Origin of the sequence: Catenulispora sp. GP43 (assembly GCF_041260665.1) — a bacterium.
GTDB lineage: Bacteria > Actinomycetota > Actinomycetes > Streptomycetales > Catenulisporaceae > Catenulispora.
Genome location: NZ_JBGCCT010000025.1, coordinates 21,487 through 36,193 on the forward strand (window position 1 = coordinate 21,487; position 14,707 = coordinate 36,193).

Annotated in this window: 14 protein-coding genes; 4 read left to right on the forward strand and 10 right to left on the reverse strand. The window is 71.5% G+C overall.

The features are described 5' to 3' along the window. Window positions 1-27: 27 nt before the first annotated feature. Window positions 28-990, forward strand: a complete 963-nt coding sequence (locus ABH926_RS37830) for a GlxA family transcriptional regulator (protein ID WP_370370778.1) — start codon at window positions 28-30, stop codon at window positions 988-990. A 13-nt stretch (window positions 991-1,003) separates the two neighbouring features. Here ABH926_RS37830 and ABH926_RS37835 read toward each other — a convergent pair whose 3' ends face one another. From ABH926_RS37835 to ABH926_RS37845, 3 genes are all read right to left on the reverse strand, one after another. After that, window positions 1,004-2,464, reverse strand: a complete 1,461-nt coding sequence (locus tag ABH926_RS37835; RefSeq protein ID WP_370370779.1) for a catalase — start codon at window positions 2,462-2,464, stop codon at window positions 1,004-1,006. A gap of 75 nt (window positions 2,465-2,539) precedes the next feature. Next, a complete protein-coding gene (locus tag ABH926_RS37840) occupies window positions 2,540-3,622 on the reverse strand; it encodes a Gfo/Idh/MocA family protein (protein ID WP_370370780.1) in 1,083 nt (360 codons plus the stop codon). Beyond that, a complete protein-coding gene (locus ABH926_RS37845; RefSeq protein ID WP_370370781.1) occupies window positions 3,619-4,479 on the reverse strand; it encodes an aldo/keto reductase in 861 nt (286 codons plus the stop codon). Before ABH926_RS37845 ends, ABH926_RS37840 begins: the two co-directional genes overlap by 4 nt. A gap of 120 nt (window positions 4,480-4,599) precedes the next feature. Between ABH926_RS37845 and ABH926_RS37850 the strand changes: the two genes are divergently transcribed. Then, a complete protein-coding gene (locus tag ABH926_RS37850) occupies window positions 4,600-5,490 on the forward strand; it encodes a LysR family transcriptional regulator (protein WP_370370782.1) in 891 nt (296 codons plus the stop codon). 99 nt (window positions 5,491-5,589) lie between these two features. On the opposite strand, the gene ABH926_RS37855 is transcribed toward ABH926_RS37850, so the two are convergent. After that, on the reverse strand, window positions 5,590-6,561 hold the full coding sequence (locus ABH926_RS37855; protein ID WP_370370783.1) for a GlxA family transcriptional regulator: 972 nt from the start codon (window positions 6,559-6,561) through the stop codon (window positions 5,590-5,592). Between the two features lie 216 nt (window positions 6,562-6,777). Here ABH926_RS37855 and ABH926_RS37860 point away from each other — a divergent pair, with 216 nt between their 5' ends. Together ABH926_RS37860 and ABH926_RS37865 are read left to right on the forward strand one after the other, a co-directional pair. Then, the gene (locus ABH926_RS37860; protein ID WP_370370784.1) at window positions 6,778-7,968 is read left to right on the forward strand and encodes a hypothetical protein; all 1,191 of its coding nucleotides are present in this window, start codon (window positions 6,778-6,780) and stop codon (window positions 7,966-7,968) included. A gap of 109 nt (window positions 7,969-8,077) precedes the next feature. Further along, complete coding sequence (locus tag ABH926_RS37865) at window positions 8,078-8,590, forward strand: N-acetyltransferase family protein (protein WP_370370785.1); 513 nt, start codon at window positions 8,078-8,080, stop codon at window positions 8,588-8,590. On the opposite strand, the gene ABH926_RS37870 is transcribed toward ABH926_RS37865, so the two are convergent. The 6 genes from ABH926_RS37870 to ABH926_RS37895 all read right to left on the reverse strand — a co-directional run bounded on the left by ABH926_RS37870 (window position 8,580) and on the right by ABH926_RS37895 (window position 14,663). Continuing rightward, entirely contained in the window at window positions 8,580-8,783 is a 204-nt protein-coding gene (locus tag ABH926_RS37870; RefSeq protein WP_370370786.1) for a hypothetical protein, read from the reverse strand. The genes ABH926_RS37865 and ABH926_RS37870 overlap by 11 nt on opposite strands. 151 nt (window positions 8,784-8,934) lie before the next feature. Continuing rightward, window positions 8,935-10,986: an NAD(+) synthase gene (locus ABH926_RS37875; RefSeq protein ID WP_370370787.1), complete on the reverse strand. Its 2,052-nt coding sequence runs from the start codon at window positions 10,984-10,986 to the stop codon at window positions 8,935-8,937. A gap of 61 nt (window positions 10,987-11,047) precedes the next feature. Next, a complete protein-coding gene (locus tag ABH926_RS37880) occupies window positions 11,048-11,812 on the reverse strand; it encodes a universal stress protein (protein ID WP_370370788.1) in 765 nt (254 codons plus the stop codon). 337 nt (window positions 11,813-12,149) lie between these two features. Beyond that, a complete protein-coding gene (locus tag ABH926_RS37885; protein WP_370370789.1) occupies window positions 12,150-13,211 on the reverse strand; it encodes a phosphotriesterase in 1,062 nt (353 codons plus the stop codon). Window positions 13,212-13,377: 166 nt separating this feature from the next. Next, the gene (locus tag ABH926_RS37890) at window positions 13,378-14,094 is read right to left on the reverse strand and encodes a hypothetical protein (protein WP_370370790.1); all 717 of its coding nucleotides are present in this window, start codon (window positions 14,092-14,094) and stop codon (window positions 13,378-13,380) included. A gap of 176 nt (window positions 14,095-14,270) precedes the next feature. Then, the gene (locus tag ABH926_RS37895) at window positions 14,271-14,663 is read right to left on the reverse strand and encodes a nuclear transport factor 2 family protein (RefSeq protein WP_370345096.1); all 393 of its coding nucleotides are present in this window, start codon (window positions 14,661-14,663) and stop codon (window positions 14,271-14,273) included. Between the last annotated feature and the right edge of the window lie 44 nt (window positions 14,664-14,707).

Genomic DNA, 14,707 nt, shown 5'->3' on the forward strand with positions numbered 1-14,707 from the left:
GCGGCCACGTACCCGGAGGATCCGGCCATGACCAATCCCTTGCATCCCGCGTCGCCCTCGCACCGTGTGGTGTTCTTGGTGGTGCCGCCGGTCATGGCCCACGACCTGTCGGTGGCCCAGGCTATATTGGGCGACGCCGGACAGGGCGCCTACGACCTGCGCGTGACCACGCCGGATCCCGGGCTGGTCGAGACCGTCGCGGGGCCGGAGCTCGCGATCCGCGAAGGGCTTGAGCACGTCGGACGGGCGGACACGGTGTTCGTCATCGGCGGGGGCGCCCGGCCGGGCATCGACGACCGCGTGGCCGGCGCGCTGCGTACGGCGGCCGCGGCGGGAAAGCGCATCGTCGGCTGCTGCACCGGGGTGTTCGTCCTGGCGCGCGCCGGTCTGCTCGACGGCCGGCGTGCCACCACGCACTGGCACCTGCTCGACCGGCTCGCCGAGGACCACCCGCGGATCACGGTCGAGCACAGGGCCCTGTACGTCGAGGACGGCCCGGTGCTCACCTCGGCCGGAGCGGCCGCCGTCATCGAGCTGTGCCTGCACCTGATCCGCTCCGACCACGGTGCCGCGGCGGCTGTGGCGGCGGGCGACCTGGTCGTGGCGGGCCCGGCCCGGTCCGCCGATCACCCGCAGCCGACCGCGGCCGCCGCGCCCGCGAAACCGCGCCCGGACCGGTCCCTGGCCGCCACGAGGGCCTGGGCCCACGAGCGGCTGAGCGCCCCGCTCGCCCTGGCCGACCTCGCCGCGCACGCCAAAGTCAGCGAACGGACCCTGACCCGCCGCTTCCACGCCGAGACCGGTCTCAGCCCTCTGCAATGGCTGCTGCGTCAGCGCATCGACCGGGCCCGGCAGCTGTTGGAGACCACGGACCTGACCATGGACCGCGTCGCCGAACACTGCGGCCTGGGCAGCCCGGACTCACTGCGGCACCACTTCGTCACCCACCTCGGCCAGACCCCGAGTTCCTACCGGACCAGATGGCGGTAGCGGCGGCAGCCGGTCACTTCTGCTTGGTGCGAACGCCTTCCTCGATCCGCCGCCCGATCTCCGCGTCGATGTTCCGCCAGTACTCGTAAGCGCGTTCGAGGACCGGATCGCTCACGCCGTCCAGCAGATGCCCGACCACGTTGTCGACGAGGCGGTCGCGCGCGGCGTCGTCCAAGACCTCCCGGACCAGCGTCCCGGCCTGGCCCCAGTCGTCGTCCTCGGCGTGCAGCGTGGCGGCGGCGCGCACCATCTCGCCGTCCACCGGCCAGCCCGCGGGTTCGGCGGAGCGGTCGGGGTCGGCCTGCGGGCCGCCCTTGGAGTTCGGCGCGTACACCGGGTCGCTCGCGTAGTGGTACCGCATCCGGCCGGCCGTGTTGTAGTTGTGCGGCGGGGTGATGGGGGCGTTGACCGGCAGCTGGCTGTAGTTGACGCCGATGCGGGCGCGGTGGGCGTCGGCGTAGGAGAACATGCGGCCCAGCAGCATCTTGTCCGGGCTCGGCCCGACGCCGGGGATCAGGTTGCTGGGCTCGACCGCCAGCTGCTCGATCTGCGAGTGGTAGTCGTTGGGGTTGCGGTCCAGGGTCATCCGGCCGACCTCGATGAGCGGGTAGTCGCCGTGCGGCCACACCTTCGTCAGGTCGAAGGGGTTGAAGCGGTAGCCGGGGGCTTCCGCGTACGGCATGACCTGCACCTTCAGCGTCCAGGACGGGTGCTCGCCGCGTTCGATGGCGGTCCACAGGTCGCGCAGGTGGTAGTCGCTGTCCGAGCCGGCCAGCGCGTTGGCGTCGTGCTGGGTCAGGAACTCCACGCCCTGATCGGTGATGAAGTGGTACTTGACCCAGGACTTCTCGCCGGACGCGCTGATCCACATGTAGGTGTGGCTCGAATATCCGTTCATGTGCCGCCAGCTGCGCGGGATGCCGCGGTCCCCCATCAGCCAGGTGACCTGGTGCGCCGACTCCGGGGACAGCGTCCAGAAGTCCCACTGCATGTCGTGGTCGCGCAGGTTGTTGTCGGCGCGGCGCTTCTGCGAGCGGATGAAGTGCTGGAACTTCAACGGGTCGCGCATGAAGAACACCGGGGTGTTGTTCCCGACCATGTCGTAGATGCCGTCGGCGGTGTAGAACTTCAGCGCGAACCCGCGGGGGTCGCGCCAGGTGTCCGGGCTGCCGTGCTCGCCGGCGACGGTGGAGAACCGCGCCACCATGTCGGTGGTGGTACCCGGCTGGAACACCACGGCCTTGGTGTAGGCGCTGACGTCGCCGGTGACCACGAAGTGGCCGAACGCGCCGCCGCCCTTGGCGTGCGGCTGCCGTTCGGGGACGCGTTCGCGGTTGAAGTTCGCCATCTGCTCGATCAGGTAGTGATCGTGCAGCAGGATGGGACCGTCCGGGCCGGCCGTCAGCGAATGCTCGTCGCTGGCGACCGGGATCCCCGCGTCGGTGGTCGTCGGGTTGGGCTGCGCGCCTGCCATCGTCGTCCTCTCCTCGCGAACCGGGCCGTGAGTCCCAGCCTTGGGTATCGGAGGAAATCCGGCAAACGGAACGGATCACCCGCCCCAGGGCTCGACCTCGGTCCGGACCGGCTCCCCGGAGGCCGCCGCCCGGTCGATGGCCAGCGAGACCAGATGGTCCTGGCAGGCCTCGGCCAGCGGATACGGCGCCGGGCCCCGGTCGCGCACCCAGTCCGCGGTCGCGGTCAGCAGGGCCGCGATCGCGATCTCCTCGTCCATCAGCCGCAGCCCGGTGAACGGGTTGCGCCAGACGACCTGTCCGTCGAAGGACAGGTGCTCGGTGTCGTGGCCGTCCAGGTTGAGATCGTGCCCGAGTTGCGAGCGCACCAGGGACGAGCGCAGCACCGTGCGCGGGCCGCCCCAGCGGACGACGGTGTCGTCGGCGATCTCGCCCAGGCTGCCGCGGATCAGGATCCGGCGCAGCCGCAGGCGGTTGTGCCACTGGTTGTCGGTGAAGTCGTACAGCCCCGAGCGGCCGTCGCCGAAGTCGAGCGTGGCCAGCGTGGTGGTGACGTCCTTGGGCGTGGCGTCGTCGGTCCAGCCGTCCCGGGTCAACGGATCGAGCAGCGGCGCGGTGAAGGTGGAGGCGCTGACCCGGACCGGCCCGGACCCGGCGTCCAGCAGGCCCCTGATCATCGAGACCGCGTGGTATCCGTGCGTCGAGGAGACCTGGACGGAGGACGGCCGGCCGATCACGCCGCGCCGCACCAGTTCGCGCCGCGCGGCGTGCCCCGGCATCAGCAGGTACTGCTCGGCCACCTGGACCAGGCCCCGGCCGCCGACTTCGGCCCACAGCGCCCGCAGCCCGGCGGCGTCCGGCGCGGGCGGCGTCTCGGCCAGGACCGGGACGCCACTGCCCACGACCGCGGCGGTGATCTCCGGCGTGGCGGGCCACGACACGGAGACCACGATGAAGTCAGGGTGCTGCTTCGCGATGAGGTCGGCCGGCGACAGGTACACCGGCACGCCCCAGCGGCGCCCTACCTCCTCGACACTGGCCGCCCGCCGGACCGCGGCGCCCACCAGCGTCAGCCGCTCGGGAAGCAGGGCGGCCAGGCGCGCGAAGAAGTCCGCGCGCCAGCCGCCGCCGACGATGCCGAAGGTGACCGGGGTGCTCATGCCGCGTCCAGCCTCCCGAACTCCTCCGCCGAGAGCACCAGGTCCGCCGCCGCGACCGAGTCGCGGATCGTCTCCGGCCGCGAGGAGCCCGGGATCGGGATCACCACAGGGGCCTTGGCCAGCATCCAGGCCAGGCACACCTGCTGCGGGCTCACCCCGTGCGCCGCCCCGACCTCGGCGAACGCCCCGAAGCGCGAGCCGAGGTCGCCGGCGTGCGAGATGCCGCCGAGCGGGCTCCAGGGCAGGAAGGCCAGGCCCAGCACCGCGCACAGCTCCAGTTCGGGCTCGCTGGTGCGGAAGCGCGGCGAGAACTGGTTCTGCACACTCGCCAGCCGGCCGCCCAGGATCTCGTTGGCCTGGTGGATCTGCTTGGTGCTCGCGTTGGAGATGCCCGCCTGCCGGATCTTGCCCTCGTCCAGCAGGTCGCGCAGGGCGCCGATCGAGTCCTCGTAAGGGACCTTCGGGTCGGGGCGATGGAACTGATACAGGCCGACGGCCTCGACGCCGAGCCGCTTCAGCGAGGCCTCGCAGGCCTGCTTCAGGTGCTTCGGCGAGCCGTCGACGGTCCAGGTGCCGTCGCCCGGCCGCAGATGGCCGCCCTTGGTCGCCACCAGCACGTCCGAGGTGTCGCCGCCGTAGGAGGCCAGGGCGCGCGCGATGAGGCTCTCGTTGTGGCCGACCTCGTCGGCGAAGGTGTGGTAGGCGTCCGCGGTGTCGATGAGGGTGACGCCGGCTTCCAGGGCGGCGTGGATGGTGGCGATGGAACGCTGCTCGTCCGGGCGGCCCTCGATGGACATCGGCATGCCGCCGAGTCCGATGGCGCTCACGGTGGTCTCGCCGATGCGGCGCGTGTGCATGGGTGTTCCTCTCCGCGTCGTGCAATCTGCTTCGGCCCAAGCCTTCCCGCCGGGAATTCACCGTGTCCAACACGAGTTCCCGATGTCATTGAGCACCGCCGCCGATGAATGGGGCCCGACGTGGAACTGCGCCAACTCGAGCACTTCGTGACGGTCGCCGAGGAGTGCCATTTCACCCGCGCCGCCAAGCGGCTGCACATCGCCCAGTCCGGCCTGTCGGCGTCGATCCAGTCGCTGGAGCGCGAGCTGGGCGCGCCGCTGTTCCTGCGCAGCACGCGCCAGGTGCGGCTGACGCCGGAGGGGTTGGCGCTGCTGGTGGAGGCGCGGCGGACGCTGGCGGCCAGCACCGCGGCGAAGGACGCGGTCTCCGCCGTGCGCGGCCTGTTGCGCGGCACCCTGGCGATCGGCTCATTGCAGTGCCTGCACGCGATCCACGTCCCGGCGCTGCTGGCCGGGTTCGTCCGGGCCCACCCGGGACTGGAGGTGAGCCTGCGCCACGGCGGCTCGAGCCACCTGACCGACCTGGTCCGCGGCGGCCGCCTGGACATCGCCTTCGTCTCCCGGCCCCGGCACCCGCCCGAGGAGGTCATCCTCACCGCCCTCGACGACGAACCGCTGGTCCTGGCCTGCCCGCCGGAGCACCGCTTCGCCGACTGCGAACAGGTCAAGCTCCAGGACCTGGCCGAGGAGCGCTTCGTCGACTTCACCCGGGACTGGGGCACCCGCGACCTGGCCGACCGGGTCCTGGCCGAAGCGGGGGTCGAACGCCGGGTCGCGCTGGAGGCCTCGGACGTGCACTCGCTGCTGGACCTGGTCTCCTACGGCCTCGGCGTGGCGCTGGTCCCGCAGTCCTTCACGGCGAAGACCGACCGCGTCCGCTTCCTGCCCTTGGCCGGCGACGTCCCGCGCTGGCAGACCGTGGCGGTGACCGCCGACCCGCACGGAGCGGCGGCCGCGGCGCTGCTGCGGGAGGTCGAGGCGGTGCGGCGGCCTGCTGCGACCAACGGCTGACGCCCGGCGCCCGGTACCCGGCGACCGGCGACCGGCATCCGGCACGCGGCACCCGGCACCCGGCACCCGGCACCCGGCACCCGGCATCCGGCATCCGGGTCAGCCTTCCGCGTCGCGCGTGCTGCGGAACCGCCGCCGGTAGCCCGCGGGGCTGATGCCCAGCCGGGCCACGAACGTGCGCCGCATGGTCTCCGCGCTGCCGAATCCGGACTCCCGCGCACTCCCCTCCACGCCGTGTCCGCCGTCCAGCAGCGACTTGGCGTGATCGATGCGGACCTGCTCGACGAACCGCGCGGGGGTGGTGCCGAGCTCGGCCGTGAACAGGCGCGTGAGCTGCCGGGTGCTGACCCCCAGCCGGGCGGACAGCGCCGCCGCGCTGTGGTCCAGCGCCGGCTCGGCGGCGATCAGGTCGACGAGGTCGCGCAGCGCGACCGTGCGCGCCGGCCGGACCCGCAGCGGCGCGGAGAACTGCGATTGCCCACCGGTCCGCTGCATGTACACGACCAGATCGCGGGCCACGCCGCGGGCCAGATCGGCCCCGTGGTCGCGCTCCACCAGCGCCAGGCTCAGATCGATACCGGCGGAGACCCCGGCCGAGGTGAACAGCTGGCCGTCCTGGACGAACAGCGCGTCCGGCTCCACCCGGACCTTCGGGTAGGCGCGCGCCAACAGGTCCGCGTGCTGCCAGTGCGTGGTGGCGCGCCGGCCGTCGAGCAGCCCGGCGGCGGCCAGGACGAAGGAGCCGGTGCAGATCGACACCACGCGGTCCGCACGCGGGAACAGGCCGCGCACCGCCTCGATCAGGTCGGCCGGGATCGGTGCGGTCACGAGGTTGTCGCCGCCGGCGACCACGACCGTGTCCGGCGCGGTGACGTCGGCGGCTCGGCCGTCGACGGGCATCCGCATTCCCACCGAGGTACTGACCGCCTCGCCGGAGGCCGAGACGTAGCTCAGGGTGTACCGGGCACCGGCGCGATCGGCCGTGGCGAACACTTCGGCGGGGCCTGCGACGTCGAGCATCTTCACGCCGTCGAAGACGACGATCACCACCTGCCGCCCGGGTGCGCCCATGGCCACATTCTAGAAACGATCACCCCCGTCCGATACTCGACGGTAACAATCTCGCCCCACCCTCTTGCCACGGCGTGAGCGGTCTGCCATTTTCACGGAACGAGGGACGCGACGCGGCCGATCGGTCCCGGCAAGGAACAACCACCTGTCGGGTTCTTGAGAGGTCACAGCATGAGCAGGCTTCATCGGGCGCGTACTCGTCTTCGTGCTCTGATTATGGGCACGGTCCTGGTCCCGGTCCTGGCCGCCACCACCACCGTGGTCGGCGCCGGCGGGGCGCACGCGGCCACGCCGGGCGGGTCGCCGTGGGTCGTCTCCGTCGGCGACAGCTACATCTCCGGCGAGGCCGGACGATGGGCCGGCAACACCGACAACGACAGCTCGGAGATCGACGCGCTCGGTCCGACGGCGTACTACGACAACGCCGGCCACACCGCCGAGACCATCCCGCGCTGCCACCGCTCGCAGTCCGCCGAGATCTACATCGGCGGCGGCGTGAACGGGCTGAACCTGGCGTGCAGCGGCGCGGAGACCGCGACGTACACCGACAGCGGCAACTTCAAGCCGGGGCTGGACTTCTACAACTCCGGCAGCAACCAGGGCCAGGCCCTGATGCTGCAGAACTTCGCCGCCACGCACAAGGTCACGATGGTCGCGGTGTCGATCGGCGGCAACGACTTCAACTTCTCCTCGATCGTGACCACCTGCGTCGAGGACTTCCTGACCACGCCGTCGTGGTGGCCGTCGTACTGCAGCCAGGACTCCTCGGTGACGGGCAACTTCTCGGCGTCCAACGTCGCCACCGTGACCTCGCACATCGCGCAGGCGCTGCGCAACGTGCACCAGGCCATGGCCAACGACGGCTACGCCGACGGCGACTACACGATCCTGGTGCAGAACTACCCCTCGCCGATCCCGAACGCCTCGGGCTTCCGCTACTCGCAGTCCGGCTACACGCGCCAGTCCACCGGCGGCTGCGGCTTCTGGAACACCGACGCCAACTGGGCCGACGGCACCGCGCTGCCGACCATCTCCGGCGCGGTGTCCAACGCGGTCGCGCAGAGCGGGCTGGGCAACGTCAAGCAGCTCGACATCTCCTCGGCCTTCAACGGCCGCCGCCTGTGCGAGAACACCGTCGGCCTGCTGGAGGAAGAGGGCCTGAACTCCTGGACCAACCCCGGCGCGGTGGACAAGACCGAGTGGGTCAACCAGATCCGCACCGTCAGCACCATCGGCAGCAGCCCGTACTACATCCAGGAGTCGCTGCACCCGAACTACTGGGGCCAGCTGGCGCTGCGCAGCTGCGTGCGCCAGGCGTACAACAACGGCGCGGTGCGCAGCGGGAGCTGCACGATCGCCGGGACCGGCCTGGACGCCAACGGCGACCCGGTGATGGCGCTGCACTGACCGCACCAACTGAACAGGGCGCGGCACTGAAACAGGGTGCTGCTGCCCTTCACCTCGGCCGATGGCGTCGCACCACCGCAGTGGTGCGGCGCCATGGCAGTCTGATCAGATGGCTGACATCGTGATCAGGAAGACCCGCCCCGGCGATGGTGCGGCCCACGCTGCCGTCTGGCGCGACGTGGGCGAATTCTTCGCCGAGCTCAACCCTCACACCTTCCGTGTGCCGGCCGAGGAGGGACTGGCCGAATGGTTCGAGGAAGGCCACGCCGAATACGGCGGCCGGGAGGACATGCTGGGGCTGATCGCAGAGGTCGACGGCACCGTGGTCGGCGCCATCGCGGCGTCGCTGCTCGAACCGATCGAAAGCGCCGAACGGCAGGTACAACGCGACTTCTCCCGCCGGCGCCTGCACATCGACGCCCTCGGCATCCTGGCCACACACCGGCGCGGCGGGGTCGGAACCGCGTTGATGCAGGCCGCGGAAGAGTGGGGACGCTCCCACGGCGCGGAAGTGGTCCTGCTGGAGACCGAGAGCAACAATCCCTTGTCGATGGCGTTCTATGAGCACCGTATGGGTTTCAGCCCCGAGGTCGTGATCTTCCGCAAGGAGCTCACCGAGTGAGGAGCCAGGAGGGGACCGGCTCGGCGACGTCCGCGGCCTGGACGTCCTCGATCTCGGCTGCGGCCACAGATGGCTGGCGGACCCGCTCCAGCAGGCCGGTGCCCGCGTCACCGGCATCGACGGCATCGACGGCAGCGAGGCGCTCCTCGCCGAGGCCGCGGGCCGCCGTTCCGGCGTCGCGTTCGTCCGGCACGATCTGATACTCGCCCTCTCCTGTCGCAAACTCCCGGAGCCGGGTCCGGCCGCACCGCCGGCTCGTCACGACTCGCCCTCGTGACCCCTCACCTCACCCGACCGGCCCGGCGATCCGGGCCAGTCACCGCCCGCCGGTCACCGCCCTCCGGTCACCGCCCGCCGGGCTCCCCCGGCTCGCCGATCCGCGCCAGATCCCGCAGCCAGGCGTCCGCCGTGCCGTCCGACGGCGCGCGCCAGTCGCCGCGCGGCGACAGCGAGCCGCCGGCCAGCACCTTCGGGCCGTTCGGCATGGCCGAGCGCTTGAACTGGGCGAAGGCGAAGTAGCGGCGGAGGAAGTATTCGAGCCAGTGGCGGATCTGGTCCAGGTCGTAGGCGACGCGCTTGGCCGGCGGGAAGTTCGGGGGCCAGTCCCCGGTTTCGGCGTCGTGCCAGGCGTGCCAGGCCAGGAAGGCGGTCTTCGAGGGGCGGAAGCCGTGGCGCAGCACGTGGTAGAGCGTGAAGTCGTGCAGCGCGTAGGGGCCGATCTTGTCCTCGGTGGACTGCAGTTCCTCGCCGGGCACCAGCTCGGGGCTGATCTCGGTGTCCAGGATCGCCATCAGCGTCTCGCCGGTCTGCTCGTCGAACTGGCCGCTGCCGACCACCCAGCGGATCAGGTGCTGGATCAGGGTCTTGGGGACGCCGGAGTTCACGTTGTAGTGGCTCATCTGGTCGCCGACGCCGTAGGTGCACCAGCCCAGCGCCAGCTCCGACAGGTCGCCGGTGCCGAGCACGATGCCGCCGCGCTGGTTCGCCAGCCGGAACAGGTAGTCGGTGCGCAGACCGGCCTGGACGTTCTCGAAGGTGACGTCGTACACCGGCTCGCCCGAGGCGAAGGGGTGTCCCATCTCCTTGAGCATCAGCCGCGCGGTGTCGGTGATGTCGAGCTCTGCGGCGGTGACGCCCAGGGAGCTCATCAGCTTGTGGGCGTTGCCCTTGGTGTGCTCGCCGGTGGCGAAGCCGGGCATGGTGTAGGCCAGGATGTCGGTGCGCGGGCGGCCGGCGCGGTCCATGGCCCGGGCGGCGACGATCAGCGCGTGCGTGGAGTCCAGGCCGCCGGAGACGCCGATCACCACCTTGGGGCCGCCGATGGAGGCCAGGCGCTGCTGCAGGGCCGAGACCTGGATGTTGTAGGCCTCGTAGCAGTCCAGCGCCAGCCGGTCGGGGTCCGAGGGCACGAACGGGAACCGCTCGACCTCGCGGCGCAGCCCCAGGTCGGTGCCCGGCGGGTCGAGCAGGAACTCGACCTGCCGGAAGCCGCCGGTGGTCCCGGCGTTGGCGCGGCGGTTGTCGTCGAACGTCCCCATCCGCGCCCGCTCCTGCCGCAGCAGGTCCAGGTCCACGTCGGCGACGGCCAGCGAGTCCCCGAGCGGGAAGCGCTCGGACTCGGCCAGCAGCGTGCCGTTCTCGTAGATCATGGTCTGGCCGTCCCACGACAGGTCCGTGCTCGACTCGCCGAGCCCGGCGGCGGCGTAGACGTAGGCGGCCAGGCAGCGCGCGGACGCCGAGCGGCACAGCAGTTTGCGATCCTCGGCGCGGCCCACGGTGATCGGGCTGCCCGAGAGGTTCACCAGCACCGTGGCCCCGGCCAGCGCGGCCTGCGCACTCGGCGGGACCGGGACCCACATGTCCTCGCAGATCTCGGCGTGCAGCACCAGCCCCGGCACGTCCTCGGCGTCGAAGAGCAGGTCCACGCCGAACGGCACGGCCTGGCCGGCGACCCGGATGCTCCCGCCGCGCTCGTCCTCGCCGGAGGCGATCTGCCGCCGCTCGTAGAACTCGCGGTAGTTCGGCGGGTAGGACTTCGGCACGATGCCCAGGATCCGGCCGCGGTGCACGACCACCGCGCAGTTGTAGATCCGGTGCCGGTGGCGCAGCGGCGCGCCGAACACGAGCACCGGCAGCAGCTCGGCCGAGGCCGCGGCGAGCTCGGCCACCGCCGCCTCGACCTCGTCGAGCACCGGGTCCTGCAACAGCAGGTCCTCGATCGAATAGCCGGTCAGGCACAGCTCCGGGAAGACCGCGACCGCGACCCCCTCGTCGGAGCAACGGCGCGCCAGACGCAGGACCGCCTGGGCGTTGGCCCGCGGGTCGGCGATGACCGTGTGGCCCGTGCAGGCGGCGACGCGCGCGAACCCGTGCTGGTAGATGGACCAGAAGTTCAATGGACGACATCCCTGAGTGCTGCGGACGGATCAAGAGAAGATTACGCCGCCCGCGTCCGCCTCAGCTGTGCGGGACGACCACGACCGGGCAATCGGAGTGCATCAGCAGCGTCTCGGCGATCGGGCCGACCCGCGCGCCGCGCCCCGCACGCTTGCGGACCCCGACGACTATGAGGTCGGCGTAGGTCGTCGCACCCGTGAGGAACGTCGCCGGCGAGCCCTCGATGAGCTCGTGGTCGGTCTCGACGTCCGGGTACCGGTCCGGCCAGGGCCCCAGCAGCCGCTCCAGCGCCTCCTCCGCCCGCGCCGCCGGGCCGGCGTCGCGGGCGAACATCCGCGTCCAGTGGCTCTCCATCGCGCTGACGGCCTTCAGCCTGGCTCCCCGCGAGGCGGCCTCGGCGAAGGCGACGCCGAGCAGCTCGGAGGCCTCGGCCCCGGCGTTCACGGCAGCCAGCACCGTCCCCCGGGTCCGGTGCTCCGGACCGCGCACGACCAGGGCCGGGCAGGCGGCCCGGGCCACCGTGCGCAGCGCCACCGAGCGGGAACGCAGGCCGCCGCGATGGCCCAGGACCAGCAGGTCCGCCCCGGACGCCTCCTCGGCCAGCACGGCCGGGGCCGGACCGGCGACCGTCCGCGCCCGCACCCGCAGGCCGGGATGACGGCGGCGGACGCGGCCGGCGCCGTCCTCGGCGACGTGGCGCGCGGTGTTCTGCGCGTGGACGACGGTGAGCGGGACCTCGCGCCGGGCGGCCTCGGCGGCCGCCTCGTCGAGCGCCCGCTCACCGGGCGGGTTCTGGTCGTAGCCGACCACGACGCCGGATTCCATGTCTCACGCCTCTCTACTCGGCTCCGGCCCGCATACCCCGCTGATCGACGACTAAGAAAACGGCTGAGAATTGCCGGAACGAATTGCCGGAACGCCCGATACGGCGAAAGATAGGAATTGCCTACGGGACGCGAGAGGAAGTCGGGCCCGACGCGGCGGTACGGGAGGTGGCACCCAGGCCGCGGCGCGGGCATCGGCGATGCGCCGGGCGGCCACGTCTGGAGCGCGGGATCCTCGACACCCGCCGAGGACTCGGCGGAGGGAGCGCCTCGTAGGTCTGTGTCAGGCCGTAGTTCTGTATGGGCCTCGTAGGTCTGTATGGGTGGCGCAGTGCGGCTCACCGAGCGGGGACGGACAACAACCGCGCGGGATTGGCGATCAGCATCCTGTCGACGGCCTCGCCGCCGACCCCGGACTCCTCGAGCTGCCGAAGGAACACGCGCCCGAGGTAGCTGTAGCCGTGCCGGCCGTGGGTCGCGGGGTTGAGCCACATCTGGCCGCCGGTCAGGTCCTGGGACAGCACGATCTGGTCGGCGTACCCCTCGGCGACGAGCGCGGCCAGGCGGTGGGCCCGGGTGCGGTCGGACTGCTTGATCGCCGCCTTGGTGTAGGGGCCGTCAGGATGCTGATCGGGCAGCGGCGGACGCCGGACGTCCCAGAGCTGCTTGCCGATGGAGTCGAAGCCCACGGTGACCCCGCGGTCCAGGACGCGGCGGACGTAGTCGAGGTCGGGATGGTTGTCCATGTGCCCGATGACCACGCGGTCCAGGGGGACGCGTTCGTCCTCCAGGAGGTCGATCTGCTCCAGGGCCATGGTGCCGTGGGTCGTGTGGGTGCTGATCGCCAGGCCGGTCAGGTGGTGCGCGCGGGCCGCCGCGCGCAGGCCGCGCTCCTCGTGCTCGGTGATGCGGCCCTCGCTGGTCGGCTGCTCGCCGAGGATGCCGGCCCGCACCCCGCTGCCGCCGATGCCGGTGCCGGTGCCGATGCCGGTGGTGGCGTCGGCGACGAAGCGCCGGACGAGCTCGTCGATGCCGGTCTGCTTGACCCACTCGGGGCTGAACTCCTCGCGGTAGGTGGCCGTGCCCGAGACGATGTGGAGCCCGGCGGCCTCGGCGATGCGCGGCAGGAGCGCGACGCTGGCGCCGTGCGCGTCGCGGCCCACGTCGCCGTACGGGCTCAGGTCGACGACCGTCCCGAATCCCAGCTCGCGCAGGCCGCTCAGGGCTGTGACGGCGGCTTCGACCTGCGCGTCGTCGAATTCGGCGGCGTCGGCGTCCCGGCCCAGCGCCCCCGGCCCCACGAGCAGCGAGAGCAGGTGCTCGTGGGACAGGACGCGGCCGAGCGCCCCGGGGTCGACATCGCCTCGTACCGTGCGGCACACAGCCTGACTCGGTTCCATGACGCTCAGGCTAGACGCCGGATGCTTCGGCGATCGTCGAAGCTTCGTGCCGCAGATCCTCGAAGGCGCCTGAGCCGGAGCCAGGACAGCGAAAAAGGCGCCTCCCGGCAGCCGAAGCCACAAGCCACCAGGAGGCGCCGAAACCACGAGGCACTGAAAGCCCGCGTCAGCCGCCAAGCGCCTGTGCGCTGATCCCGGCCCACTCCACCTGCAGGTTCGCACCGCCGCTGCCGTTCTGGAACGCGGTCCAGTAGGGGTACTTCTTGAAGTACGCGGCCGGTGAGTCGACGCCCGCCGCCTTACCGAACGCGGAGTCCGGGGCGTTGGTGAACGATGTGGCGGACTTAGCCGCCAGGAAGTCGGGGAGCGCCGCCCCTTCGCCCCACAGCGGACCCTGCTCGATCAGCAGCGTCAGCCCGTCCAGGACACCGGGCTTCTGCCACAACGGGGCCTGGACCTTCGGGTCGCAGACATCTGAGCACAGCCGGTCGAGCGAGTTCGTGTCCTTCTCCCGGGCGGCCTCGTCGACGAGCGCCATGAGGTTCAGCATCTTCGGGTCGCTCGCCTGTGGAGCCGGGGTCTTGTTCTTCTGGACCCGCGCCACCCACGCCGCGTCGGCCGTCGGCTGGTGCGCGCCGGTGATCGGGCCGGGGCCGAATGCCGCCAGCACCGCTGCGATCGTCTGCCCGTCCGTCGAGCCCGTTGCGCCCGTCGTACCCGTCGCGGTCGCGGCAGTCGTCGTCGGGTTGGCAGCCTGCGCACTCGTCGCGGTCGTGGCCGGCGCACCCGGCTGCGATGCCGCCTTCGACCCGCTGCTGGAACAGCCCGCCAGACCGGCGACGAGCGCCACGGTCGCGGTGGTGGCCGAAATGATGTGTCCCATACGCATATCAGTGCCTTCCCGTTGGTTAGTGCTGTTCCGCACTCTCACTCGGAAAGACGTGCATGATCGACCCCCGTTGTCAGGGCTCGGATCACGGATCGATAACGCCTCCCGGAAGGCCCGGAAGCCGAAGCCGCCGGGAGGCGCCGATGACCACGAAGCTCTGAAAGCCGGCCTCAGCCGCCCATCGCCTCCGCGCTGATCTGCTCGAACTGCGCACCCATCGCCTCAGCGAGCGCCTGCGCGCCGGACAGCGGCCGGACCATGACCATGAAGTCGTCGATGCGGCCGTCCTCGTCGAAGTGCAGGAAGTCGCAGCCGTTGACCTGCTTGCCGTTCACGGTGGCGGTGAACACCAGCGCGTGGTCCCGGCCGTCGGCGCCGGCGATCTCGCGCACGTACTGGAAATCCTCGAAGACCCGGAGCACGCCGCGCAGGATCGCCGCGGTGATGGCCTTGCCCGGGTACGGCTTGAAGGCGACGGGGCTCGTGAACACGACGTTCTCGGCGAGCATCGCCTCGATCGCGGCCGTGTCGCGGGCTTCCACCGCTGCGCGGAACGGGTGCATCGGCGCTCCTGGGGGCTGTGCGGGCTGAGCTACCGCTCAGTAGG